The 22525-nt window shown below is 63.7% G+C and carries 23 protein-coding genes; 4 read left to right on the top strand and 19 right to left on the bottom strand.

Features of this window, described 5'->3' with window-relative positions; translation table 11 throughout:
- Positions 1-70: 70 nt before the first annotated feature.
- Positions 71-850, top strand: a complete 780-nt coding sequence (gene rpsB / locus GLR48_RS14980; RefSeq protein ID WP_237062615.1) for a 30S ribosomal protein S2 — start codon at positions 71-73, stop codon at positions 848-850.
- 89 nt (positions 851-939) lie between these two features.
- Positions 940-1812 carry a translation elongation factor Ts gene (gene tsf / locus GLR48_RS14985; protein WP_237062616.1) on the top strand — a complete coding sequence of 291 codons (873 nt, stop codon included), beginning with the start codon at positions 940-942 and terminating at the stop codon, positions 1810-1812.
- A gap of 193 nt (positions 1813-2005) precedes the next feature.
- Here the strand turns inward: tsf and GLR48_RS14990 are convergent, their stop codons facing one another.
- From GLR48_RS14990 to GLR48_RS15025, 8 genes are all read right to left on the bottom strand, one after another.
- Positions 2006-3355, bottom strand: a complete 1350-nt coding sequence (locus GLR48_RS14990) for a TrkH family potassium uptake protein (protein ID WP_237062617.1) — start codon at positions 3353-3355, stop codon at positions 2006-2008.
- A 4-nt stretch (positions 3356-3359) separates the two neighbouring features.
- Positions 3360-4022 carry a potassium channel family protein gene (locus tag GLR48_RS14995; RefSeq protein ID WP_237062618.1) on the bottom strand — a complete coding sequence of 221 codons (663 nt, stop codon included), beginning with the start codon at positions 4020-4022 and terminating at the stop codon, positions 3360-3362.
- Between the two features lie 227 nt (positions 4023-4249).
- Positions 4250-5035: a LuxR family transcriptional regulator gene (locus GLR48_RS15000; protein WP_237062619.1), complete on the bottom strand. Its 786-nt coding sequence runs from the start codon at positions 5033-5035 to the stop codon at positions 4250-4252.
- Between the two features lie 193 nt (positions 5036-5228).
- Positions 5229-5588 carry a hypothetical protein gene (locus GLR48_RS15005; protein WP_237062620.1) on the bottom strand — a complete coding sequence of 120 codons (360 nt, stop codon included), beginning with the start codon at positions 5586-5588 and terminating at the stop codon, positions 5229-5231.
- Between the two features lie 164 nt (positions 5589-5752).
- The gene (locus tag GLR48_RS15010; RefSeq protein WP_237062622.1) at positions 5753-6241 is read right to left on the bottom strand and encodes an ankyrin repeat domain-containing protein; all 489 of its coding nucleotides are present in this window, start codon (positions 6239-6241) and stop codon (positions 5753-5755) included.
- A gap of 305 nt (positions 6242-6546) precedes the next feature.
- Complete coding sequence (locus GLR48_RS15015) at positions 6547-7575, bottom strand: phosphotransferase family protein (protein WP_237062624.1); 1029 nt, start codon at positions 7573-7575, stop codon at positions 6547-6549.
- On the bottom strand, positions 7576-8808 hold the full coding sequence (locus tag GLR48_RS15020) for an acyl-CoA dehydrogenase family protein (RefSeq protein WP_237062625.1): 1233 nt from the start codon (positions 8806-8808) through the stop codon (positions 7576-7578).
- Positions 8808-9770 carry an NAD(P)H-dependent flavin oxidoreductase gene (locus tag GLR48_RS15025; protein WP_237062626.1) on the bottom strand — a complete coding sequence of 321 codons (963 nt, stop codon included), beginning with the start codon at positions 9768-9770 and terminating at the stop codon, positions 8808-8810. The genes GLR48_RS15020 and GLR48_RS15025 overlap by 1 nt, the downstream gene beginning before the upstream one ends.
- Positions 9771-9949: 179 nt before the next feature.
- On the opposite strand from GLR48_RS15025, the gene gndA reads away from it, so the two are divergent.
- Positions 9950-11350: an NADP-dependent phosphogluconate dehydrogenase gene (gene gndA, locus GLR48_RS15030; RefSeq protein WP_237062627.1), complete on the top strand. Its 1401-nt coding sequence runs from the start codon at positions 9950-9952 to the stop codon at positions 11348-11350.
- Here the strand turns inward: gndA and GLR48_RS15035 are convergent.
- From GLR48_RS15035 to GLR48_RS15065, 7 genes are all read right to left on the bottom strand, one after another.
- Complete coding sequence (locus GLR48_RS15035) at positions 11347-12528, bottom strand: M24 family metallopeptidase (protein ID WP_237062628.1); 1182 nt, start codon at positions 12526-12528, stop codon at positions 11347-11349. The two genes, gndA and GLR48_RS15035, sit on opposite strands and share 4 nt — an antisense overlap.
- A gap of 39 nt (positions 12529-12567) precedes the next feature.
- Positions 12568-13254: a phosphate regulon transcriptional regulator PhoB gene (gene phoB, locus GLR48_RS15040; protein WP_237062629.1), complete on the bottom strand. Its 687-nt coding sequence runs from the start codon at positions 13252-13254 to the stop codon at positions 12568-12570.
- A 5-nt stretch (positions 13255-13259) separates the two neighbouring features.
- Complete coding sequence (gene phoU / locus GLR48_RS15045) at positions 13260-13970, bottom strand: phosphate signaling complex protein PhoU (protein WP_442915803.1); 711 nt, start codon at positions 13968-13970, stop codon at positions 13260-13262.
- 27 nt (positions 13971-13997) lie between these two features.
- Positions 13998-14798, bottom strand: coding sequence for a phosphate ABC transporter ATP-binding protein PstB (gene pstB / locus GLR48_RS15050; RefSeq protein WP_272911419.1), 801 nt, complete (start codon positions 14796-14798; stop codon positions 13998-14000).
- Between the two features lie 11 nt (positions 14799-14809).
- Positions 14810-16129: a phosphate ABC transporter permease PstA gene (gene pstA / locus GLR48_RS15055; protein ID WP_237062631.1), complete on the bottom strand. Its 1320-nt coding sequence runs from the start codon at positions 16127-16129 to the stop codon at positions 14810-14812.
- Positions 16126-17331 (bottom strand): phosphate ABC transporter permease subunit PstC, encoded by a 1206-nt coding sequence (gene pstC, locus GLR48_RS15060; RefSeq protein WP_237062633.1) that lies wholly within the window; start codon positions 17329-17331, stop codon positions 16126-16128. Before pstC ends, pstA begins: the two co-directional genes overlap by 4 nt.
- An 85-nt stretch (positions 17332-17416) precedes the next feature.
- Positions 17417-18451, bottom strand: a complete 1035-nt coding sequence (locus GLR48_RS15065) for a PstS family phosphate ABC transporter substrate-binding protein (protein ID WP_237062635.1) — start codon at positions 18449-18451, stop codon at positions 17417-17419.
- A gap of 193 nt (positions 18452-18644) precedes the next feature.
- On the opposite strand from GLR48_RS15065, the gene GLR48_RS15070 reads away from it, so the two are divergent.
- Positions 18645-19118: a DUF4188 domain-containing protein gene (locus GLR48_RS15070; protein ID WP_237062637.1), complete on the top strand. Its 474-nt coding sequence runs from the start codon at positions 18645-18647 to the stop codon at positions 19116-19118.
- On the opposite strand, the gene GLR48_RS15075 is transcribed toward GLR48_RS15070, so the two are convergent.
- From GLR48_RS15075 to gmk, 4 genes are read right to left on the bottom strand one after another with little or no spacing between them, the layout of a single operon-like run.
- On the bottom strand, positions 19115-20140 hold the full coding sequence (locus GLR48_RS15075; RefSeq protein ID WP_237062639.1) for a sensor histidine kinase: 1026 nt from the start codon (positions 20138-20140) through the stop codon (positions 19115-19117). The genes GLR48_RS15070 and GLR48_RS15075 overlap by 4 nt on opposite strands.
- 21 nt (positions 20141-20161) lie before the next feature.
- The gene (locus GLR48_RS15080) at positions 20162-21367 is read right to left on the bottom strand and encodes a trans-sulfuration enzyme family protein (RefSeq protein ID WP_237062640.1); all 1206 of its coding nucleotides are present in this window, start codon (positions 21365-21367) and stop codon (positions 20162-20164) included.
- A complete protein-coding gene (locus tag GLR48_RS15085; RefSeq protein ID WP_237062642.1) occupies positions 21364-21888 on the bottom strand; it encodes a gamma carbonic anhydrase family protein in 525 nt (174 codons plus the stop codon). The genes GLR48_RS15080 and GLR48_RS15085 overlap by 4 nt, the downstream gene beginning before the upstream one ends.
- A complete protein-coding gene (gene gmk, locus GLR48_RS15090) occupies positions 21889-22524 on the bottom strand; it encodes a guanylate kinase (RefSeq protein ID WP_237062644.1) in 636 nt (211 codons plus the stop codon). It abuts the gene before it with no gap.
- Position 22525: the final 1 nt, after the last annotated feature.

The following is a 22525-nucleotide window of genomic DNA, read 5'->3' on the forward strand; positions in this document are numbered from 1 at the left end:
GCATCATCCACCGGTTGGACCACAAAGGTCTGATACCCCCGCCGAGGCTAAACCGGAAAAGGATAAGACCATGGCTCTTCCCGAGTTCTCCATGCGTCAGCTGCTTGAAGCTGGCGTTCACTTCGGCCACCAGACCGCCCGTTGGAACCCCAAGATGGGTGAATACATCTACGGCGCGCGCAACGGCATCCACATCATGGACCTGACGCAGACCGTTCCGATGCTGGATCAGGCCCTGCAGGTCATCCGTGACACCGTCGCCAAGGGCGGCCGCATCCTGTTCGTCGGCACCAAGCGTCAGGCGCAGGCCCCGATCAAGGACGCTGCAGAGAAATCCGCACAGTTCTACATGAACCACCGCTGGCTGGGCGGCACGCTGACCAACTGGCAGACCGTGTCCCAGTCGATCAACCGTCTGAAGCAGATCGACGAAGCCTCTGAAAACGGCTTTGCCGGCCTGACCAAGAAAGAGCGTCTTGGCATGGAACGCGAGCAGGGCAAGCTGACGGCATCGCTGGGCGGCATCCGCGAAATGGGCGGCGTGCCCGACCTGATCTTCGTCATCGACGTGAACAAGGAAGACCTTGCGATCCTTGAAGCGCAGAAGCTGGGCATCCCCGTCGTGGCCGTGGTCGATACCAACTGCAGCCCCAAGGGCGTTGACTATGTCATCCCCGGCAACGACGACGCCGCCCGTGCGATCCAGCTGTATTGCGATCTGGCCGCCCGCGCCGCCCTTGACGGCATGAGCGCGCAGCTTGGCGCCGCCGGCGTCGACATGGGTGCCATGGAAGAGCTGATGGCCGAAGAAGAGGCCGCTGGGCAGCAAACCGCAGCCGCCGACGCGTAAGCGTTACGGACCGGCACGATAAGACAGGGCAGGGGTGTACAGCACCTCTGCCCGTTTCAAATGAATTCCCCCTATTCAGGAGAGTGAACATGGCAATCACCGCTTCAATGGTCAAAGAACTGCGCGAATCCACCGGCGCAGGCATGATGGACGCGAAAAAAGCGCTGACCGAAACCGACGGCGACATGGAAGCCGCGGTCGACTGGCTGCGCACCAAGGGTCTGGCCAAGGCCGCCAAGAAATCCGGCCGCACGGCTGCCGAGGGCCTCGTTGCCGTGGCGACCGAAGGTGGCAAGGGCGTTGCTGTCGAAGTGAACTCGGAAACCGACTTCGTCGGCAAGAACTCCGACTTCCAGACGATGGTCAGCAAGATCGCAACCGCCGCCATCGCCGTGGAAACGGTCGAGGACCTGAAGGCCACTTCTGTCGACGGCAAGACCATCGAGCAGACCGTGACCGACGCCATCGCCATCATCGGCGAGAACATGTCCGTGCGCCGCATGGCGACCGTGCATGGCAGCAACGTCGTGTCCTACGTCCACAACTCGGTCGCACCCGGCATGGGCAGCATCGGCGTTCTGGTCGGTTTCGACGGTGACAACGAAGGCTTTGCCCGTCAGGTAGCCATGCACATCGCCGCCGCCAACCCGGCCGCCCTGGGCGAAGCCGATCTGGACCCCGCCGTGGTCGAAAAGGAAAAGTCCGTGCAGATGGACATCGCCCGCGAGTCCGGCAAGCCGGAAGCTGTGATCGAGAAGATGATCGTCGGCCGCATGGCGAAGTTCATGGCCGAATCGACCCTGATGGGTCAGGCCTTCGTCGTGAACCCCGACCTGACCGTCGAGAAGGCCGCCGAAGAAGCCGGCATCAAGATCACCGGTTTCGTGCGTCTGGAAGTGGGTGAAGGCATCGAAGTCGAGAAGGAAGACTTCGCCGCCGAGGTCGCCAAGCTGAAGGGCTAATATCTCAGTCAGGACTAATAGGGCGCGCCGGAGGTTTCTTCGGCGCGCTTTTTCGTGGGTTGTGCGTGGGGCAGGGGTTTCGGTTTGCCTGTCGCAAACCGACAGTGCGGGGGGCGTTGCCCCCCGCATCCCCCAAAGTATTTGCGACCAGAAGAAGGGGGGCGCGGCATACCGTGACCACCTCGGGGTTTGGTCAACCCAGATATATCTGCCCGGCGGGGTAGCGCACGCGCGGGACGCTGCGTGTGGCGAGGAAGAAGCCAATCGTCAGCGGGCCGACCCGGCCGATGAACATCATGATCATGATGAGGGTGAGGCCGAAGGTGTCGAGCTGACCAGTGGCGCCGCGCGACAGGCCGACGGTGCCGAAGGCGGAGGTGACCTCGAACATCAGGTCGAGGAAATTGCCGTCGTGGCTGATCGAGACCGCGAACAGGCCGAGCGCCACCAGCAGCATGCTGACGGTGGTCAGGGCCATGACCTTCATGATCTCTTCCATCTTGAGGCTGCGCCCGAAGACGTGCAGCGTGGTCGTGCGCCGAAAGAAGGCGCCGGTGGCCAGCACCAGTACGATGAGTGTCGTGACCTTGATGCCGCCGGCGGTCGAGGTGCTACCGCCGCCGACCAGCATCAACATCATCGTCATCAGCGTCGTGCTGTCGTGCATGGCGGCGGTGTTTATCGTGTTGAACCCGGCGGTGCGCGGTGTCACCGCCTGAAACCAGCTGGCCCAGAGCTTGGCCCCGGTGGTGGGCAAACCGCCCAGCGTGCCCGGATTTGTCCATTCCAGCGTGGCGAAGGTGACGAAGCCCCAGACGATCAGCCCCGCGGTGCCAACCAGCATCAGCTTGGAATGCAATGTCAGGCGAGACCAGTGACGTTTCTGATAGATGTCGCCGACGACGATGAAGCCAAGACCGCCGAGGATGAACAGGGCAGGGATCACGATATTCACCACCGGATCGTCGACATAGAGGCTGAGGCTGCCGGGAAAGAGCGCGAAGCCTGCGTTGTTGAAGGCCGAGACCGAATGGAATGCCGCGTACCACAGGCCCTGCGCCCAGCCGAACTGTGGCACCCAGACCCAGGCCAGCGCCAGCAGGCCCACCGCCTCGCACAGCAAAGCGACCGAGAAGATGATCCGCACCAGTACGGTCAGGTTGTTCAGCGCCGTCTGGTTCAGATCCTCGCGCAGGATCAGGCGTTGCGGCATGCCGATCGGAATGCCCATCGCCGACAGGACCAGCACGGCGAATGTCATCAGGCCAAGGCCGCCCAGCTGGATCAGGACCATGATCACCGCCTCGCCGAAGAAGCTGAAGGTCGTGCCGATGTCCACCGTCGACAGGCCCGTCACCGTGACCGCCGAGGTCGAGATGAAGAGTGCTGTGAACAGGCTGATCGGCTCTTGCGTCGAGACCGGCAGCCACAGCAGCAGACCGCCCACGATGACCGAACCAAGGTACAGCAGCGACAGTACCGCCGGCGGCGGGATGCGAAGGCTTTGCAGGCCGAACCGGCCGCGGGCGCGTTTCAGCTCCATCGTGTCAAAGGCTCGCGGCGAAGTCGCGCAGATCCTTGCGCTGGCCCAGCAGCAGCAGCAGATCGTCACGCTGCAGGGTGCAGCCGGATCCGTCCTGACCCACGAACTCTGTGCCGCGCATGACACCGACACAGCGCAGGTCGTAATCCTTGGTGTGCGGCAGCTCGGACAGCCTGCGGCCCTCAAGGCTTTCGGGGATACGGAAGTTCACCACGTGGTAGCCATTGCCAAGGCTGACGTAGTCGCGCACCAGCGGGTTGTGCATGACCTGCGCGATGTGCTGGCCGACCTCGGCCTCTGGCTGGATGACGCGGTCGACGCCCAGTTTCAGCAAGATGCGGTGGTGGGTCTTGGTGCGGGCCTTGGCCCAGACTGTCGGCACACCGATCAGCTTGAGGTTCATGACCGCGACGATCGACGCCTCCAGATCGTCGCCCATGGCCACGAGGGCCACGTCGCAATCACTGATCCCGGCCTCGCGCAGGGCGGTGTCGTCGCGGGCATCCACGATCATCGCCTGAGAGATCTTTTCGACCATGTTCGCCACGGCCTGTTCGTCCGTATCCACGCCGATCACATGATTGCCGAACCGCGCCAGCTCCGTTCCGACGGTGCTGCCGAAGATGCCCAGACCGACGATGCCGAACGTCCGTTTACCCTGTGCCATGCGCGCTTTCCGAAACCTGCTGTTCATCGGCAAGCTATAGCATTGGCGGGTGGTGAAAAGGGCGAAGCGGCAAAAGACTGCACTGCGTGCACAGTGCAGCCCGCCATGCGGCCCGGACCGGAGAGCCTGATAATTGTCAGGTTGCACGGCCCGGATGTCCGGCGAGGCCTAAGGCCCATTGATTGCCGAACGTGGTAACCCTGCCGCTTGACGTAGCGTAATGAAAGTCAGGTTTTCCTGACCTCGTGGTCAATCTTTGACCGGACGACAAACATCTGGTTCGAAAAGGCGGCCTTCAACACCGCCTGGGCGGTTGTTTCCACGCCAAGGGCAGACCGGGCCAGACGCAGGTGTTTTTCCACCGTGGCCGGGGTCCGGTTCAGCAAGGTCGCGATATCCTGTGTCGTCTTGCCGTCACCGGTCCATTGCAGGACTTCCAGCTGGCGCGGCGTCAATGGCCGGTGACCGGACTGCGGCAGGGTCATCAGCTTCAGGTGCATCACGTTGTTGAGGATCACCAGTTCGGTCTGATGATCGCGCCAGATTGCGTCGATCTCGGCCTGGGACCGGCCGGGACCTGCGGCCAGCGCGATGGCGGCTGCGGTGCGGTCGGACGCCGTGGGAAAGCTGATCGTCACACCGGCGGTGATGCCAAACTTCTGGTTGAAGGCCAGCACCTCCATTTCGCGCTGCGACAGCGCGTGGCGCTCGACCATCGACCTGATGATCTGCCAGCTTGTCTGCTGACCCGGATGATCCAGCGCCCAACGGACCATCGGCGCATGATGGATGTGACCCAGACCGACGTAGTCGCGCATGTAGCCGTCCGGGTAGGTTGTCAGCACGGTCCAGTCCAGCGGATCGCCCAGTGACGTCGGGCTCAGATACCGCGTGCAGCCGTACAGCAGATGATCGAAACCAAAGCTCTGCATTGCGGCGCAATGGCGGTGCCACAAGACTTGATCTGTCTTGGCACCAGTCAGTGCGTCCAGATGCGCAATCAAATCGGTCATGACGGGATTACCGGCATGTTTCGGTGGCGCGGGATATGACGCTCAACACAGATCACGACAGAAAGATAAACTGGATCGGGGTATCGACGCAATGAAACGGTTGCTGCGTATGTTTCTCTTTTTAACATAATACTGATTACACGCATCAGTACATGCTGCGCGACACATTCTCATCTCGGTTCCGAAAAATCCCCTATCCCGCTGGAAAGCAAGAAGAACGCAAGATGGCCCACACTGCGTTGAGTGCGCGCGCACCACGCACGATCAAGGAGATGTCGCGCGCCAGAAACCTGTAACCGCAATCGTGACTGAGATCTGCCGGCATCATGCGACAGTGTGTCGCGAGATCAACCGGAACCGATATGTCGGCGATGAGCTGCCAAAATTGATTGGTGGCGATGAACTGCCAAAATTGATTAGTTACGACGGCATGGCTGGGCCATTCCACGTTGATAACACGTTCAGTTATTTCGAGGCGCTGGCAAGTTATCTTCTCAAACACGGCCGTCCAAGCCAGAGTTGCATGACGCGGCGAAACGCGCAGCGGCGGCACAGATACAATCCGAAAGCTGACATCCGATGATTTGGCCAGAGGTCTGCTATGCGGACAAAGCCGACCTTGTCCAACACTACATTAATGTCCGCTTAAAAAACTGTCCAAAATGTTCGTTGCCGGATGCTTCGCAGGTCGACCAACGCCATCTCTGCACCTCTGCGCTAAGGTGAGTTGACGAGTTTGCAAGTCGCATGCTGAGACTCGATTGTTAGGGTGTATTTGCAAAACGAAATTGCCGTAAATCCCGATGCGTTAGGAATATCCCTCCGTGCGCCGAGGTCGATGAGGATTAGCGCCGCGGCGGCCAAGTTCCCGTCTATGGCGTGATGAAGGGGTGTGCGGCCATCAATATCCTGATGGTTTAAATCAGCACCATGTTTGAAGGCCTGCTCAATAGCGTCAAGATTTGAGTTGTTCAAGATCGCTGAATGAACTGCATTCTGCCCCCTTTCAGATACATATTGCGCTATTTCGGACTCGGGTTTTAATAATAGATAGTCCGCTAGCTCTGCCCTGTCGAATGTTGCAAATGCTCTGGCAGTTCCAAGATCATCAGCAAGGCAAGCGCTTGTTGACAGCAATATTATTGTTGTGATCAGGCGAAGCATGATGCGTAATTCCTGTATCAGATCAAAGGTCTCGAACAACATTACCTAATGCTGCCACATCTCTTGTTTCAAGCAAATTTGCTGGCTTAAGATTGCTAGCTGTGTCCTGAGAGCCGCCATTCGCTACGTAGCAGAACTCTCATAAAGTGGGCTCCTTCCGGACCTTCGCTGCGTCTAGCCCGAACGTCCGCTTGGCGATCCCACAAGGCTTATCATCTCATCCCTGCGATATTTGAACTCGAATGGCTTCAGCCTCAGTGCCGTCACCACTCTTGGTGGCATGCCTGCCTTTCACAGCGGCTGACATGTCCGGAGGGTTGCAACAGAAGAAGTCCGCGGCCTGCCCCTCAATCCGGTTCGGTCCGTGCGGCTGAGAGGCCCTGTCTGGCAAATGCGGGCACATAGGCCCCCAGCTTGGCGGCTTTCGCGGGGTTGGCTGCGTTGCCGGACTGGCCGCGCGCCTTGACCCCCTGCAGGATCGCCGCCATGCGGAAAAAACAGAATGCCAGGTAGAAGTTGAACCGGTCGATGCCGTCCAATCCCGTGCGTTTGCAATAGGATGCGATGAAAGTCTCATCCGTCGGCAGACCCGCCGCCGCGCGGTCCACGCCGGCCAGACCGCGCCCGTCAGGCCCAGGCGGCATCCGCCACTGCATGATGACGGCCGCAAGGTCAGCGAACGGATGGCCCAGCGTCGACAGCTCCCAGTCCAGGACGGCCACGACATCCGTGCCGCCATTTGCAAACAACAGGTTGTCGATGCGGTAATCGCCGTGGACCAGCGTGCGGCGCCCGTCGTCGGGCGGCTGGTGATCCTCCAGCCAGCGGATCAGCGCCTCCATGTCCGGGATCTCTTCCGTGGCGGAGGCGCGGTATTGCTTGACCCAGCGCGTGATCTGGCGGCCATAGTAGTCGCCCCCCGGCCCGTAATCAGACAGACCCACGGCGGCCAGATCCACGCTGTGGATCGCCGCGAGTGTCTGGCCCATCGCGTCGATGATTGCACCGCGCGCCGCCGGCGTCTGGTCCGGCAGCCGCGGATCGTCGAAACTGCGCCCCGCGACATGGTCCATCAGGTAGAACGGCGCGCCGATGACGTCCGGGTCTTCGCACAGCAGATGCATCTGCGGCACAGGCACATCCGTTTGCCACAAGGCCTGCTGCACCGCGAATTCCCGTTCCACCGCATGGGCGGATTTCAGAAGTGCACCACCGGGCTTGCGCCGCAAGACGTAGTCGCCTGCAGGCGTTTCGATCCGGAATGTCGGGTTCGATTGTCCGACCTGAAACCGGTGCACCGTGACTGGGCCATCCAGACCCGGCAGCCGCCCGTCCACCCAGGCCGCAACGGCAGAGACGTTAAGATCATCAGTCATCTAGCCCTCGTTCTTCACGTGTTTCTTCAGCTCGGCGCGGGCCACCTGACGCCGGTGCACCGCGTCGGGACCGTCGGCAAAGCGCAGGGTGCGCAACTGCGTCCACATCCACGCCAGCGGCGTGTCCTGTGAAATCCCCATGCCGCCGTGCATCTGCATCGCCTCGTCCACAACCTCCAGCGCCATCAGGGGGGCTGCGACCTTGATCATGCTGATCCACGGTTGTGCTGCCCGTGTCCCTGCGGTGTCCATCATCCACGCGGCCTTGAGGCACAGCAGTCGCGTCTGCTCGATCCCGATGCGCGCATTGGCGATGATGTCGAAATTCGCCCCCAGTTCCGCCAGCGGTTTGCCAAAGGCGCGGCGGGTCAGCGCACGGTCGCACATCAGGTCCAGCGCGCGTTCCGCCTGCCCGATGGCCCGCATGCAATGGTGAATGCGCCCCGGTCCCAGACGACCCTGCGCCACCTCGAACCCGCGCCCCTGCCCCAGCACCATCTGGTCCGCCGGCACCCGCACGTCGCGGAACGCCAGATGCATGTGACCGTGCGGCGCGTCGTCGTGACCAAAGACCTGCATGGGGCGCAGGATCTCGACCCCCGGTGTGTCCATGTCCATCAGGAACATGGAATGGCGCTGGTGCTTCGCCGCATCCGGATCGGTTTGTGCCATGACGATCAACAGCTTGCAGCGCGGATCGCCTGCGCCGGAAATCCACCATTTTTCGCCGTTCAGAACGTAGTCATCGCCGTCGCGCAGGGCCGCCAGCGCGATGTTCACGGCGTCCGAGGATGCCACGTCCGGTTCCGTCATCGCATAGGCGGACCGGATCTCGCCCGCCAGCAAGGGCGCCAGCCAGCGGTCCTTGTGGGCCTGCGTGCCGTAGCGCTCTAGCACCTCCATGTTGCCGGTATCGGGCGCGCTGCAGTTGAAGACCTCTGCCGCCAGCGTCGATTTTCCCATCTCTTCCGCAAGATAGGCGTATTCCACCGTCGTCAGGCCGTGGCCTGCACCACTGTCAGTCAGCCAGAAGTTCCACAGCCCGCGCGCACATGCTTCGGCCTTCAGCCCCTCCATGATCGCGATCTGGCGGTCGGTCAGGCTAAAGCGGCCGTCCGGGTGGCGGCCGACCTCGGCCGCGTATTCCGCTTCCTGCGGTGCGATCTGCTCTGTGATCATCGCCTTGACGGCGGCGATCAGCGGGGCGGCGCGGTCCGTGATACCAAGGTCCATCACAGCGCCAGCCTGTGCCGCGCGGCAGCGTATTCACGCCCGATGCGGGCGACCAGATCGGCGGCCGGCACGACGTCCTTCACCGCACCGATGCCCTGCCCCGCACCCCAGATCGCGCTCCACGCCTTGGGCTTGGACGACCCATCGGCAAAGCTCATGTCGGTCTGGCTGGCGGGCAGGTTGTCGGGGTCCAACCCTGCGTTGCGGATCGATGGGCCGAGGTAATTGCCGGAGATGCCGGTAAACAGGGCCGAGGTCACGATATCCGCAGCACTGCTGTCGACGATCATCTGCTTGTAGTCCGGGGCGGCGTTCGCCTCCGTCGTCGCGATGAAGGGCGAGCCGACGTAGGCGAGGTCCGCGCCCATCGCCTGTGCCGCCAGCACCGCATCCCCCGTGGCGATGGACCCGGACAACAGCAGCGGCCCGTCGAACCAGTCGCGGATCTCGCGGATCAGGGCGAAGGGCGATTGCTGTCCGGCATGACCGCCTGCACCCGCCGCCACAGCAATCAGGCCATCGGCCCCCTTCTCGATCGCCTTGTGGGCAAAGCGATTGTTGATGACGTCATGCAACGCAATACCGCCGCAGGAATGGGCGGCCTCGTTCACCTCTGGCCGCGCACCGAGGGACGTGATCCAGATCGGCACCCGCCAGCGTGCGCAGATCTCCAGATCACGCTCCAGCCGCGCATTGGACCGGTGCACGATCTGGTTGACCGCAAAGGGGGCGGCGGGCGTGTCGGGGTTGGCCTGATTATAGCGGTCCAGCGCCTCCGTTATCCGCTTCAGCCAGACCTCCAGCATGATGGGATCGCCGTCGCCCTCGCGCGCGTTCAGCGCAGGAAAGCTGCCGACGATTCCCGCGCAGCACTGGGCGATCACCAGATCGGGGGTCGAGACGATGAACAGCGGGGCCGCCACCATCGGCACCCGCAAATGCGACAAGACGTCTGGCAACATGTTGATCCCCCTCAATTATCCTACGCGCGGCCACGCGCCGCCCAAGGGTCTCCACCTCGGTGGTCCTCCTCCGCGCTTGCCGCCACCTTATGGTCTGGCGCGGGCGGGGCAACCCATCACGCTGTTGTTTCGTCGCGTCACGCCCTATGTCGTCACCAGACACGACATCGGAGACCATCATGACCAAAAGCGACATCGGCCTGCTGGGCCTTGGCACCATGGGGGCAGCCCTTGCCCTGAACATCGCGGACCACGGGTTCGACATCGCCGTCTTCAACCGCACCACCCAGGTCACCCGTGATTTCAAGGCGCAGGCGGGCGATCTGTCCGACCGGATCACCGCGACCGAGAGCCTGCAGGACTTCGTCGCCGCCATCGCCAAGCCCCGCGCCATCATCCTGATGGTGCCCGCGGGCGACCCTGTCGACCAACAGATCGCCGCCCTGCGGCCCCTGCTGGACGATGACGACCTGATCATCGACGCGGGCAACGCCAACTTTCACGACACCAACCGCCGCGCGCGCGCGGCGGGCGACAAGCCGTTCCTCGGCATCGGCGTGTCCGGTGGCGAGGAAGGCGCACGTTTCGGCCCGTCGATCATGGGCGGCGGCAAGAAGTCGTCATGGGACCGCGTCGCCCCGATCCTGACCGCCATCGCCGCCGATCACGACGGCACCCCCTGTGCCACCTGGATGGGCGAAGAAGGGGCCGGCCATTTCGTCAAGGCCGTCCACAACGGCATCGAATACGCCGACATGCAGATGATCGCAGAGGTCTACGGCATCCTGCGCGACGGCATGGGGCTGGACAACGATGCCATCGCCGCCGTCTTCGACCGCTGGAACGCGGGCCCGCTGAAATCCTACCTGATCGAAATTTCGGCCCGCGTGGCAGAGGCTGTGGACACCGACACCGGCCGCCCCCTGCTCGACATCATCACCGACGCCGCAGGGCAAAAAGGCACCGGCCGCTGGACCGCGATCGAGGCGCAGCACCTTGGCGCCCCCGTCCCCGCCATCGAGGCCGCCGTCGCCGCCCGCAACCTGTCCGCCGCGCGCGACCAGCGCCGGATCGGCGAGGATATATTCGGCGCTGCCCCGCAGCCGCTGGACGGCGCGCTGATTGAAGACCAGTTGGAGCAGGCGCTGATCGCGGGCAAGATCATCTGCTACGCCCAAGGCTTCAAGATGATCTCTGCCGCCTCGACTCAGTTCGGCTGGAAACTGCCCTTGCCCGACATTGCCCGCGTCTGGCGCGAAGGTTGCATCATCCGGTCCGTCATGCTGGACGACATGGCGACGGCGCTGACCGAGACGCCGGACGAAAACCTGATGTTCTCCAACACGTTCTCTGATGATCTGAAGGAAAACCATACCGCCCTGCGGCAGGTCGTGGCGCAGGCCGCACTGCACGGTCTGGCGGTGCCTGCGCTGTCCTCGGGTCTGGCCTATTTCGACACCATGCGCACCCATCGCGGCACGGCCAACATGCTGCAGGGTCAGCGGGACTATTTCGGCCGTCACGGGTTCGAACGGCTGGACCGCGATGGCACCGACTACCACGGGCCCTGGGCCGACTAGGGTTTGACCACCAGACCGGGGGGCGTGGCGCAAAGCCGTTCCGCCCCCTCATCGGTAATCAGGATCGGCTCCGTCATCTCGATCCCGCCGTCGTCCAGCCAGAGGGCGGGCATGAAGTGGAACGTCATGCCCGCCTGCAATGTCGTGGTATCGCCCGCGCGCAGCGACATGGTGCGCTCGCCCCAGTCCGGCGGATAGCTCATGCCGATGGAATAGCCGACGCGGCTGTCTTTGTGGAATCCGTGACTGGCCAGCGTCCCGTTGAACACCCGCGCCAGATCCTCGCAGCGCACGCCGGGTTGCGCCATGCCCAGCACCGCCTCTGTCGCCTCGCCCACCGCAGCCTCTGCCCGGCGGTAGGTATCGGGCACCTGCCCCAGAAACAGCGTGCGCGACTGCGGACATTGGTAGCGCCTGTAAGCGCCTGCAATTTCAAAGAATGTCGGCACGCCACGGGTCAGCGGGCTGTCGTCCCACGTCAGATGTGGCGCGGTGGCATCCCGGCCAGAGGGCGCCATCGGCACGATCGCCGGATAGTCGCCCCAGTGCCCGTCGGCGCCTTCGATCCCCGTCGCCATGATCTGCGCCACCAGATCGTTCTTGCGCATGCCCTCTTCCGCGACTTCTGCAATATGGGCGTGCATCCGCGTGACGATGGCGCCGGCGCGGCGCAGATAGGTAATCTCGGTCGGTGATTTCAGCGCCCGGCACCAGTTCACGAGGCCGGTCGCATCGACAATCTCGGCCTGCGGCACACCGGTCAGGATCGTCTCGTAAGCGGCGGCAGTGAAATAGTAATTGTCCTTTTCCACCCCCAGCCGCCCGGTATCCCAGCCACAGGCGCGGATCAGGCTGCACAGGTCCAGCATCGCGTGCTTGACCGGATTCTGCACAAAGCTGTCGTCGTAGCCGTGGATCAGCTCGTCGGCCATCCAGACCGTGCGCAAGGCCCCCGCCGCGTCCATGCCGCGGCCCCACCAGCGCGGCGGGCCATCGCGGCCAACCAGCACGCCCTGATGGACGTAGAACGACCAGCCGTCGTAGCCGGTCAGCCACCCCATGTTGCTGGGATCGGTGATGAACAGGCAATCAAGGCCCGCATGTTCCATCGTGGATTGCACGCGGGCCAGACGGGCGGCGTATTCGGCGGGCGCGAAGGCGGGATTCGGATGTGTCATGGCACGAATATGCGCCCGACCCCGCGCACCGCGCAACGATTATCCCAGCGCGTAGCCCGCGCCGCGCACCGTCCGCACCGGATCGCTGCCGCCGGTGGCCGTCAGCGCCTTGCGCAGGCGCCCGACGTGCACATCGACGGTCCGTGTGTCGACATAGATGTCGCGGCCCCAGACCCGGTCGAGCAGCTGGTCCCGCGACCAGACCCGACCCGGCTTTTCCATGAAGGTGGACAGCAGCCGAAATTCCGTCGGACCCAGCTTCAATGAGGCCCCGTCGCGGGACACGCGGTGGGTTTCGGCGTCCAGCAGGATGTCGTCGAAAGCCAGCACCTGCCCCACGGTCGTCGGCCGCACCCGGCGCAACTGGCTGCGCACGCGCGCCATCAGCTCGGTCACGGAATAGGGCTTGGTGACATAATCATCCGCCCCGGTTTCCAGACCGCGGACCTTGTCCACTTCCTCTGTGCGAGCCGAGAGCATGATGATCGCGATCCCTCGCGTGGCCGGGTCCATCTTCAAGCGGCGACAGACCTCGATCCCCGTCACGCGCGGCAGCATCCAGTCCAGCACCATGACGTCCGGCGCGTCCTCTGCGACCAGCATCAGCCCTTCCTCGCCATCCTCGGCGCGGCTGACGCGAAAGCCTTCGGCTTCGAGGTTGTAGGCCAGCACTTCGCGCTGCGCCTCTTCATCCTCGACGATCAGGACGTGGGGTTGGGCGGCCATGGCGCTTACTCCGGCTCTTTCATGTAGGATGTGCGGTCGCTCTTGGGCCGCGCTTCCTCGGGCATCTCTCCGGTGATCAGGTAGATCACCTGTTCGGCCATGTTGGTGGTCAGATCGCCCATGCGTTCGATGTTTTTAGCCATGAAATGCAAGTGCATGCAGGCCGTAATGTTGCGCGGGTCTTCCATCATGAAGGTCAGGAATTCGCGGAACAGGGCGTTGTACATCTGGTCGACGTCCTGGTCGTGCTGGCGCACGTCCTCGGCCAGTTGCGCGTCGCCCTTGATATAGGCGTCCAGCGTATTCTTTAGCATGCCCTGCACTTCGCGGGCCATGCGGCGCAAGCTGGCCTCGGCGCCGGCGATGGGCGTCATGTCGACCAGAACGGACGTGCGCTTTGCCATGTTCTTGGCGTAGTCGCCGATCCGTTCCAGCGCCGCGGCCAGCCGCAGGACGGTCAGCAGCGACCGCAGGTCCCGGCTCACGGGCGCACGCAGGGCGATGGTCCGGGCCGCCGCCTCGCTGATTTCCAACTCCAGTGCGTCGATGACCTTGTCGCCCTTGCGGACCTTTTCGGCCAGTTCGACGTCGCGGTTCGCGAGACTCTCGGCGGCTTGCAGGATCGCATCCTCGACCAGCCCGCCCATTTTCAGGATCAGCGTCGTGATCGCGTCCAGATCGCGGTCGTAGGCCGAGGAGATATGTTGCTCTTTCACGGGTGTCATTCCTTTTCCAATCCGGCCTTATCCTATCCGGCCAGAGATGTAGCTCTCGGTCCGGGGGTCTTCGGGGTTGGTGAAAATCTTGTCGGTCTCGCCGTATTCCACCATGTTACCAAGGTGAAAGAAGGCGGTCCGCTGGCTGACGCGCGCCGCCTGCTGCATCGAGTGCGTGACGATCACGACCGAGTAGCTTTGGCGCAATTCGTCGATCAGCTCCTCGACCTGTGCTGTCGCGATGGGGTCAAGGGCCGAACACGGCTCGTCCATCAGCAGAACCTCGGGTTCCGTCGCCACGGCGCGGGCGATGCACAGACGTTGCTGCTGGCCGCCGGACAACCCGGTGCCGGGTTCCTGCAGGCGGTCCTTGACCTCTTCCCAGATCGCACCGCGGCGCAGGGCACGTTCCACGATCTCGTCCAGATCGGATTTGTTACGGGCGAGGCCGTGGATTTTCGGGCCGTAGGCCACGTTGTCATAGATCGACTTGGGAAACGGGTTCGGCTTCTGGAACACCATGCCGACCTTGGCGCGCAGCTGCACCGGATCGACGCGCGGATCGGTGATATCCTCGCCGTCGATCAGGATGTCGCCGGTGACGCGGGCAATATCAATTGTGTCGTTCATCCGGTTGATACAGCGCAGAAATGTCGACTTGCCACAGCCCGACGGGCCGATAAAAGCGGTCACGGTCTTGTCGGCAATCTCGACACTCACGTCCTTGATGGCGTGTTTTTCGCCGTAATAGACGTTCACGTTCCGGGCCGAGATCTTGACGTCCTGCTGTGCGTTCATCGCCTTGTCCATTCGATACATGTCTTCCATTGCGGCAACTCCTACCAGCGGCGTTCAAAGCGGCGGCGCAGGATGATGGCCACCGTATTCATGATCAGCAAAAAGACCAACAGCGTGATGATGGCACCCTGCGCGCGTTCGACAAAGGCCGGGTCGGCGCGCTGGGTCCAGTTGTAGATCTGCACCGGCAAGGCGGTCGAAGGATCGCCGAAGAGGCCCGTGGCGCTGGAATAGGCCTCCGGGTAGTCGCGCACGAAGGCGACCATACCGATCAGCAAGAGCGGTGCGGTTTCCCCCAGCGCCTGCGCCAGACCGATGATCGTGCCGGTCAGGATGCCGGGTGCGGCGAGCGGCAGGACGTGGTGGAACACGCTTTGCATCTTGCTGGCACCGACGCCCAAAGCCGCATCGCGGATCGACGGCGGCACGGCCTTGAGTGCAGCCCGGGTCGAGATGATGATCGTCGGCAGCGTCATCAGCGCCAGCACCATGCCGCCCACCAGCGGCGAGGACTGGTTGAACTGCATGAAGTTGATGAAGATCGCGAGGCCCAGGATGCCGTAAACGATGGAGGGTACGGCGGCGAGGTTCGCGATATTCACCTCGATCACGTCGGTCCAGCGGTTCTTGGGGGCGAACTCCTCCAAATAGATGGACGCTGCCACACCGATCGGCAGGGCCAGCACCAGTACTACGATCATCATGTAAAGCGAGCCGAGGATCGCGACACCGAGCCCCGCCGCCTCTGGCCGTTGGTCCGACGCATCGGGGGCGGTCAGGAAGGCCCAGTTGAACTTGACCTGCATGATGCCCGCATCGACCAGTTTGTCAGCCAATTCCAGCTTTTCCGGGCTGGTGTTCTTGTCCAGCGCGGCGCTTGCCATGGTGACACGGCCCTTGAAATAGCCGTCGACACGGCCGTCGGCCAGCAGATCGAACCGGTGCGGACTGCCGATCATATCGGGGTTGGCCAGCACCATGTCGCGCACCGTGGCGGGGGCTTCCTTGGAAATCAGGCTGCCGATGTCCTTTTTGGACAGGTCAGTCTGGATCCCGGCGGCGGCAATCGCATCGACCAGACCCTGCTCCAGCAGCGGTGCATACCCGATGGTCGTGACCTTGCTCATCACCGCCAGATCGCGGGTGCCGGACTTGTCCAGCTTGGCCTCCGGCAGGGGCACGTCGACAGAGATATAGGTCTGGCGGAACGCCCCGATGCCTTGCGTCACCACGGATGTCAGCAAGATCACAAGCGCCACCATGGCAATGCCGATGGCTGCCGCGCCGTAGGCCCTGAACCGCCGCTCTGCGCCGTTGCGCCGCTTGGTGCGGGCGTCTTCGGTGTAAAGGGACTTGGTCATTCGTATTGCTCCCGGTAGCGGCGCACGATGAAGAGGGCGAGGACGTTCAGCCCCAAGGTGATGACGAAGAGCGTCAGCCCGAGCGCGAAGGCGACCAGCGTTTCGGGCGAGGCGAAGTCGGTGTCGCCCGTCAGTTGGCTGACGATCTTGACGGTGACGGTGGTCATCGCTTCGAACGGGTTGAGCGAGATGCGGGCCGCAGCCCCTGCCCCCAGCACGACGATCATCGTCTCGCCGATGGCGCGCGATGCCGCCAACAGGACGGCGCCGACGATCCCCGGCAAGGCGGCTGGCACGACGACCTGACGGATGGTTTCCGACTTGGTCGCACCCAGTCCAAGCGATCCGTCACGCATCGCCTGCGGCACGGCGTTGATGATGTCGTCGGACAATGAACTGACGAAGGGGATCAGCATGATCCCCATGACAAGGCCAGCGGTCATCACGGACGAGGCGCTGTCGCCGAACCCCATCGGCTGCGCGAAGTAATCGCGCAGGAACGGGCCGACAGTGGTCAGCGCGAAAAGGCCGTAAACGATGGTGGGGATACCGGCGAGGATCTCGATCGCCGGTTTGGCGATACCGCGGACCCGCGGGCTGGCGTATTCGCTGAGGTAGATCGCGGCGAAAAGGCCCGTCGGCACGGCAAAGGCCAGTGCGATGAAACTGATGTAAAGCGTGCCCCAGAGCAGCGGCAGGATGCCAAGGTCGGAATTGCCGCGAAAATTGGGCGACCAGTTGGTCGAGAAGAAGAACTTTTGCCAAGGATACTGCTGAAAGAAGCTGACGGTTTCGAACAGCATCGAAAACACGATGCCGATGGTCGTCAGGATAGCGATGGTCGAGGCGCCGATCAGCAGGACCTTGATCCATGTTTCGGACGCGGTGCGGGCGCGAAAGGTGTTCGACACCTTCAGCACCGACAGGATCACCCCGGCCAGCGCCAGCGCCATGATCGCAAGCGGCACCCAGATCGGGGCCAGCCCCCGGTATTCAAGGATGCGTGCTGCCATCAGCCAGACGACGATCGCCAGCAGTGGTGGGACGACCGTGGACAGGATCGCGTTCAACCCGTGCTGTTTTGGCAGGGACGCCAGATGGCGGATATCGCCGCCGGAGACGGACAGGGCGCGCCTGCGCGCAAGCAACGATCCGATGACCGCCAGCACGATGATGACCACAAGGGGAAGCGTCAGGGACATGGGGCAGCTTTCGGTCTGACGTATGGGACAGGACGGGCCGGGCATGCTGTCGCACGCCCGGCCCAAGGATCAGGCAAAGGCCTGATTACATCGTGGTCTCGTCGGCCACTGCGGTCTGCGTCGCGGCCAGCTCGGGGTCGGACACCAGACCGTATTCGGCCAGCGGGCCGTCGGGGCCTGCCATGTCGTCGCTGACGAAGAACTCGGTGTATTCCTTCAGGCCGGGAATGACGCCGATGTGCTGCTTCTTGACGTAGAAGAACAGCGGACGCGACACCGGATAGTCGCCCGATGCGATGGTCTCGGTGGACGGGGCCACGCCGCCCATGGTCGCGACCTTCAGCTTGTCGGTGTTGTTCTCGTAGAAGGACAGACCGAAGACGCCGACGCCGTTCGGGTTTGCGTCGATGCGGGCCAGCGTCTCGGTGTAGTCGCCGTCGATGTCGACAGAGGCGCCGTCGGTGCGGATCGCGGTGCAGGCGGTCATGGTGGCGTCCTCGTCAGCGGTGATCGCCATGATCGCCTCTTTGTTGCCCGAGGATTCGCAGCCGGCCTCGATCACCTTCACTTCGAACACTTCACGGGTGCCGTGCTTGGTGCCGGGGATGAAGGCCATGATGTCTTCGGCGGGCAGCGACGCATCGACGTCGGCCCAGGTCTTGTTCGGGTTGGCGACCATCTTGCCGTCGACGGGCAGTTCGGCGGCCAGCGCCTTGTACCACTGATCTTCGGTGAAGGCGGTAAAGGCCGGGCCGTCGATCTGGCTGGCAAAGACGATGCCGTCATAGCCGATGCGGACTTCCATGATGTCGGTCACGCCGTTCGCGTTGCAGGTCTCGATCTCCGAGTCCTTGATGGCGCGGCTGGCGTTCGCGATGTCGACGGTGTTTTCACCCACGCCTTCGCAGAACCGCTTCAGACCGGCCGAAGAGCCGCCGGATTCGACGACAGGCGTCGGGAAATCGAAATTCTCGCCAAAGGCTTCCGCGACGATGTTCGCGTAGGGCAGGACGGTGGACGAACCCGCGATCTGCACGTTGTCGCGGCCTTGCGCGGCGGCGACGGTGACGGTGGCGGCAGTGATCGCAAGGGCAGAGGTTGCGATTTTCATGAATGACATGTGTTGCTCCTGTCAGGCTTCATGGATCGAACCCCCCGGGTCCGACCGCTGCCGTCCACCTAGGGTCCGGCCACTACGCTTTTGTGACAACCTTGTAAAAGTTTTATGACAGCGCGGAAATTAACTTGGCGGTAGCTATTTTCTGCGCAGCGCCTAGGCTGCGCGCAGCCCCCTTAGCATCCCGGTGATCGCCATGCCGCCCATCGACCCCCGCCGCATGTCCGCCCGGATCGAAGGTGATTTCGTCGTCTTCCTGATCGGTCTGCGCATCAACGCCTGGCACAAGCCGCACAAATGGGTGCCCGCCCTGATGGCCATGCCGCGGATGTTGCAGGAACTGGCGGCCCGCCCGGTGTCAGAGACGGGTTTTCTGGGCCACAACGGCCTGAACCGGCAGTGCATCGTGCAATACTGGCGCAGCTTCGATCACCTCGAATCCTACGCCCGCGCGCCCGACCGCGCGCATTTTCCCGCCTGGACGGCCTTCAATGGGCGTATGAAGGACAGCCGCGGCGACGTCGGCATCTGGCACGAAACCTATCTGGTCCGCGCCGGTGAATATGAAGCAATCTATGCTGGCATGCCGCCCTACGGCCTTGGCCGCGTGGCAGAACGTCTGCCCGCGACCGGCAACCGCAATGCGGCGCGCGCGCGGTTGCGCGGTTAGGCTGTGGGCAGAATCACCGTAAAGGTCGTGCCCTGCCCCAGCGTGCTGTCGATCAGCAGCCGCCCCCGGTGCCGGTTCACGATATGCTTGACGATGGCCAGCCCCAGCCCGGTCCCCCCCAGCGCCCGGCTGCGGTGGGTATCGACGCGGTAGAACCGCTCGGTCAGGCGGGGAATGTGATGCTGCGCTATGCCCGGCCCGCGATCCTGCACATGCAGCGCCACGCCCTCGCCGCGCAGCACCCGGTGCTGCGTCACGGCGTCCAGCGTCACGATCAGCACACCGCCGCTGCTACCGTATTTGACCGCGTTCTCGATCAGGTTGCCGATCACCTGCCGCAATTGGTTGGCGTCCGCCTTGACCAGCGCCCTCTCGCTGTCGTCCGTCAGCGTGACGGTGACGCCAGAGGCCGCGATCACCGGTTCCAGATCCGCCAGCGTCGCGGCGACCAGCGCGCCCAGATCGACGGCGGCGGCGGGGCGCATCCGCTCGTTCTCCTCGACCCGGCTCAGCGACAGCAGGTCGTCGACAAGGTGGGTCATCCGCGCCGTCTCACGCTCCATGATGCCCAGGAACCGCTCGCGCGCCACGGCGTCGTTGCGGGCGGCCCCGCGCAGGGTCTCGATGAAGCCCTGCAGGGCGGTCAGCGGCGTGCGCAGCTCGTGGCTGACGTTGGCCACGAAATCGCGGCGCAACTGGCCGACGGCCTCGGCGGCGGTGCGGTCCTCAAAAGTCAGCACGATTCGCCCGGCGTCCGGCGTCACATGCACCAGCCAGGTCGTGTCGCGCCCGCCGTCACTGCCCAGCCAGCGGGTCTGGCCGGGCTGGCGCGTGCGCAATGCGGTCTCGATCGCCTCCAGCGTGATGGGCTGGCGCAAGGCGTTGATATAATGGCGCCCGACGACGTGGTGGCCCAGCACCGCCGCCAGCGACGGGCTGATCGCCGCGACCGTCTGGTCGGCGGCGATCAGCATGACCGGAAACGGCAGGGCGGCTGTCGGGATCGCGGAGGTGTCAGCCATCTGCGCGCGCCCCGCCCCGGGTCACGTCGCGGTGGCGGCCGCGACCGCAGTGCGCAGTTCGGAAATCAGCAGATCCGCATCCTCGACCCCGACCGAGACGCGGAAGAACCCTTCGGTGATCCCGAGTGCTGCGCGCCCTTCGGGCGTCAGCCCGCGGTGGGACGACGACGGCGGATGCGACAGCGTCGTGCCGATGTCGCCCAACGTGGGCGCAAAGGCGATATCCGGCGCCGCCTGCGTCAGTTTGTTCGCCGCCTCGCGCCCGCCGTGCAGGGCAAAGGACAGCATGTTGCCGCCCTGCCCGTCCAGCAAGGCCACGGCGCGGTTGTGGTCCGGGTGGTCGCTGCGGGTGGGATAGAGGACCTGTTTCACGCCCGGCATCTCGGCCAGCGCATCGGCCAGACGGCGCGCATTGTCCTGTGCCGCGCGGTGGCGCAGGTGGAAGGAATGCAAGCCACGCTCTGCCAGCCAGCAGTCGAAGGGGCTGGGCGTCAGGCCCCATGTCACGTTGGCGTCGTTCATCTGGCGCCGCAGCTCCGGATCCTGCGTCGCGACATAGCCCAGCGTCGCGTCCGAATGGCCCGCCAACAGCTTCGTCACCGAATGCACGACGATATCCGCGCCCTGCAACAACGGCTGGTAAGCCACGGGAGTCGTGAAGGTATTGTCCACCACCAGCAGGATGCCGCGCGCCTTTGCCAGTGCGACGATCCCCTCCATATCCGCCACGCGGATCGTGGGGTTCGACACGACCTCGACCAGGATCATGCGCGTGTTGGGCCGCAGTGCGGCCTCCATCGCCTTCGCATCCGTCGGATCGGCCAGCGAGGTTTCGATCCCCAAACGCGGCAGATCCTGCGCCATCAACCGCAAGGAGCGTCCGTAAAGCTGATCGCCGCCCAGCACATGGTCGCCCGCCTTCAGCAGGCCCAGGAACACGGCCCCGATCGCCGACATGCCGGACCCTGTGACGATCCCGCCGCCCGACGCCGGATCGACGCCTTCCAGCATGTCGATCTTCTCAGCCAGCACCTGCGCGTTGGGGTGGCCTTCGCGGGCATAGGTATAGCCGGACTTGTCCGCGTATTGCGCGTCCAGCGCATCGGGATCGGGGCTGCTGTAGACGACGGACGGCTGCAACGGCGTCACCACGGGGCGCGACACGGACGTCGGCCACTGGGTGCGGCGGACGATGCTTTTCAGAGGGGCTTTCGAGGGCTGCGTCATTTGATTTCTTTCAGATCGCGGGCAAAGCGCGCCGCATTTTCGCTGTAGTGAAGGGCCGAGGCCCGCAGGCGGCCGATGGCTGCGTCATCCAACTGCCGCACGACCTTGCCCGGCGCGCCCATGACAAGACTGCCATTGGGAATGACCTTGCCTTCGGTCACCAGCGCACCGGCCCCGATCAGGCAGTTGGCGCCGATCACGGCACCGTTCAGGACCGTCGCCCCCATGCCGATCAGGCTGTTGGCGCCGATGGTGCAGCCATGCAGCATCGCCTTGTGGCCAATGGTGCAGCCCGCATGAATCGTCAGGGGAAAGCCCATGTCCGTATGCAGCACGCAGTTTTCCTGAATGTTGCTGCCCTGACCCACGCTGATCAGCTCGTTGTCACCGCGCAAGGTGGCCCCGAACCAGACGCTGCTGCCCGGTTCCAGCCGCACGCGGCCCAGCACATGGGCACCGGGGGCGATCCAGACATCGTCGGCAAGATCAGGTGTCAGGTTGCCAAGCGCATAAATGGGCATTCAACGATCCTCGAACTGTTGTTGCAGGGTGCGGACGTGGTCCAGCAGGTCAGGCTGCTGCGCACGGCGCAGGCGTTCCGCGCTGATGATGGTGCGCAACTGCGCCTCTGTCGTGTCCAGATCGTCGTTCACGAGGACGTAGTCATAACCGTCCCAGTGGCTGATCTCGTCCCAGCTTTTCTGCATCCGGCGGTTGATCGTCTCTGGCGCGTCCTGCCCGCGTTCCACCAGCCTGCGGTGCAGTTCCGTGATCGTGGGCGGCAGGATAAAGATCGACAGAACAGCGTCTTGCAGGTCGGAATTCGCGATCTGCTGCGCGCCCTGCCAGTCCACGTCGAACAGCACGTCCGACCCGGCTTCGATCGCATGCTGCACGGGGGCCTTGGGGCTGCCATAGTAGTTGTCGAAGACCCGCGCGTGCTCCAGCATGCCGCGGTCGTCCACCAGCTTGCGGAACGCAGGCTCGGCCACAAAATGATAGTCGACGCCGTCAATCTCTCCCGGTCGCGGGGCACGTGTCGTGGCCGAGACCGAGAACGACAGCGACGGATCCCAGGCCATCAGGCGCCGCGCCAGCGTCGACTTGCCCGCACCGGAGGGTGACGACAGGATGATCAATAAACCGCGTCTTGCCATG

The organism is Loktanella sp. M215 (assembly GCF_021735925.1).
Lineage (GTDB): Bacteria > Pseudomonadota > Alphaproteobacteria > Rhodobacterales > Rhodobacteraceae > Loktanella.

Bases quoted from the DNA above. Each gene is read 5' to 3' on its own strand.
- gmk (WP_237062644.1), bottom strand. From the start codon at position 22,524: ATGGCAAGACGCGGTTTATTGATCATCCTGTCGTCACCCTCCGGTGCG.
- GLR48_RS15070 (WP_237062637.1), top strand. From the start codon at position 18,645: ATGCCGCCCATCGACCCCCGCCGCATGTCCGCCCGGATCGAAGGTGAT.
- GLR48_RS15010 (WP_237062622.1), bottom strand. From the start codon at position 6,241: ATGTTGTTCGAGACCTTTGATCTGATACAGGAATTACGCATCATGCTT.
- GLR48_RS15075 (WP_237062639.1), bottom strand. From the start codon at position 20,140: ATGGCTGACACCTCCGCGATCCCGACAGCCGCCCTGCCGTTTCCGGTC.
- pstA (WP_237062631.1), bottom strand. From the start codon at position 16,129: ATGACCAAGTCCCTTTACACCGAAGACGCCCGCACCAAGCGGCGCAAC.
- GLR48_RS15065 (WP_237062635.1), bottom strand. From the start codon at position 18,451: ATGTCATTCATGAAAATCGCAACCTCTGCCCTTGCGATCACTGCCGCC.
- GLR48_RS15085 (WP_237062642.1), bottom strand. From the start codon at position 21,888: ATGCCCATTTATGCGCTTGGCAACCTGACACCTGATCTTGCCGACGAT.
- gndA (WP_237062627.1), top strand. From the start codon at position 9,950: ATGACCAAAAGCGACATCGGCCTGCTGGGCCTTGGCACCATGGGGGCA.
- GLR48_RS15035 (WP_237062628.1), bottom strand. From the start codon at position 12,528: ATGACACATCCGAATCCCGCCTTCGCGCCCGCCGAATACGCCGCCCGT.
- GLR48_RS15000 (WP_237062619.1), bottom strand. From the start codon at position 5,035: ATGACCGATTTGATTGCGCATCTGGACGCACTGACTGGTGCCAAGACA.
- phoB (WP_237062629.1), bottom strand. From the start codon at position 13,254: ATGGCCGCCCAACCCCACGTCCTGATCGTCGAGGATGAAGAGGCGCAG.
- GLR48_RS15080 (WP_237062640.1), bottom strand. From the start codon at position 21,367: ATGACGCAGCCCTCGAAAGCCCCTCTGAAAAGCATCGTCCGCCGCACC.
- pstC (WP_237062633.1), bottom strand. From the start codon at position 17,331: ATGTCCCTGACGCTTCCCCTTGTGGTCATCATCGTGCTGGCGGTCATC.
- tsf (WP_237062616.1), top strand. From the start codon at position 940: ATGGCAATCACCGCTTCAATGGTCAAAGAACTGCGCGAATCCACCGGC.
- GLR48_RS15025 (WP_237062626.1), bottom strand. From the start codon at position 9,770: ATGTTGCCAGACGTCTTGTCGCATTTGCGGGTGCCGATGGTGGCGGCC.
- pstB (WP_272911419.1), bottom strand. From the start codon at position 14,798: ATGGAAGACATGTATCGAATGGACAAGGCGATGAACGCACAGCAGGAC.
- rpsB (WP_237062615.1), top strand. From the start codon at position 71: ATGGCTCTTCCCGAGTTCTCCATGCGTCAGCTGCTTGAAGCTGGCGTT.
- GLR48_RS15020 (WP_237062625.1), bottom strand. From the start codon at position 8,808: ATGGACCTTGGTATCACGGACCGCGCCGCCCCGCTGATCGCCGCCGTC.
- GLR48_RS15015 (WP_237062624.1), bottom strand. From the start codon at position 7,575: ATGACTGATGATCTTAACGTCTCTGCCGTTGCGGCCTGGGTGGACGGG.
- GLR48_RS14995 (WP_237062618.1), bottom strand. From the start codon at position 4,022: ATGGCACAGGGTAAACGGACGTTCGGCATCGTCGGTCTGGGCATCTTC.
- GLR48_RS14990 (WP_237062617.1), bottom strand. From the start codon at position 3,355: ATGGAGCTGAAACGCGCCCGCGGCCGGTTCGGCCTGCAAAGCCTTCGC.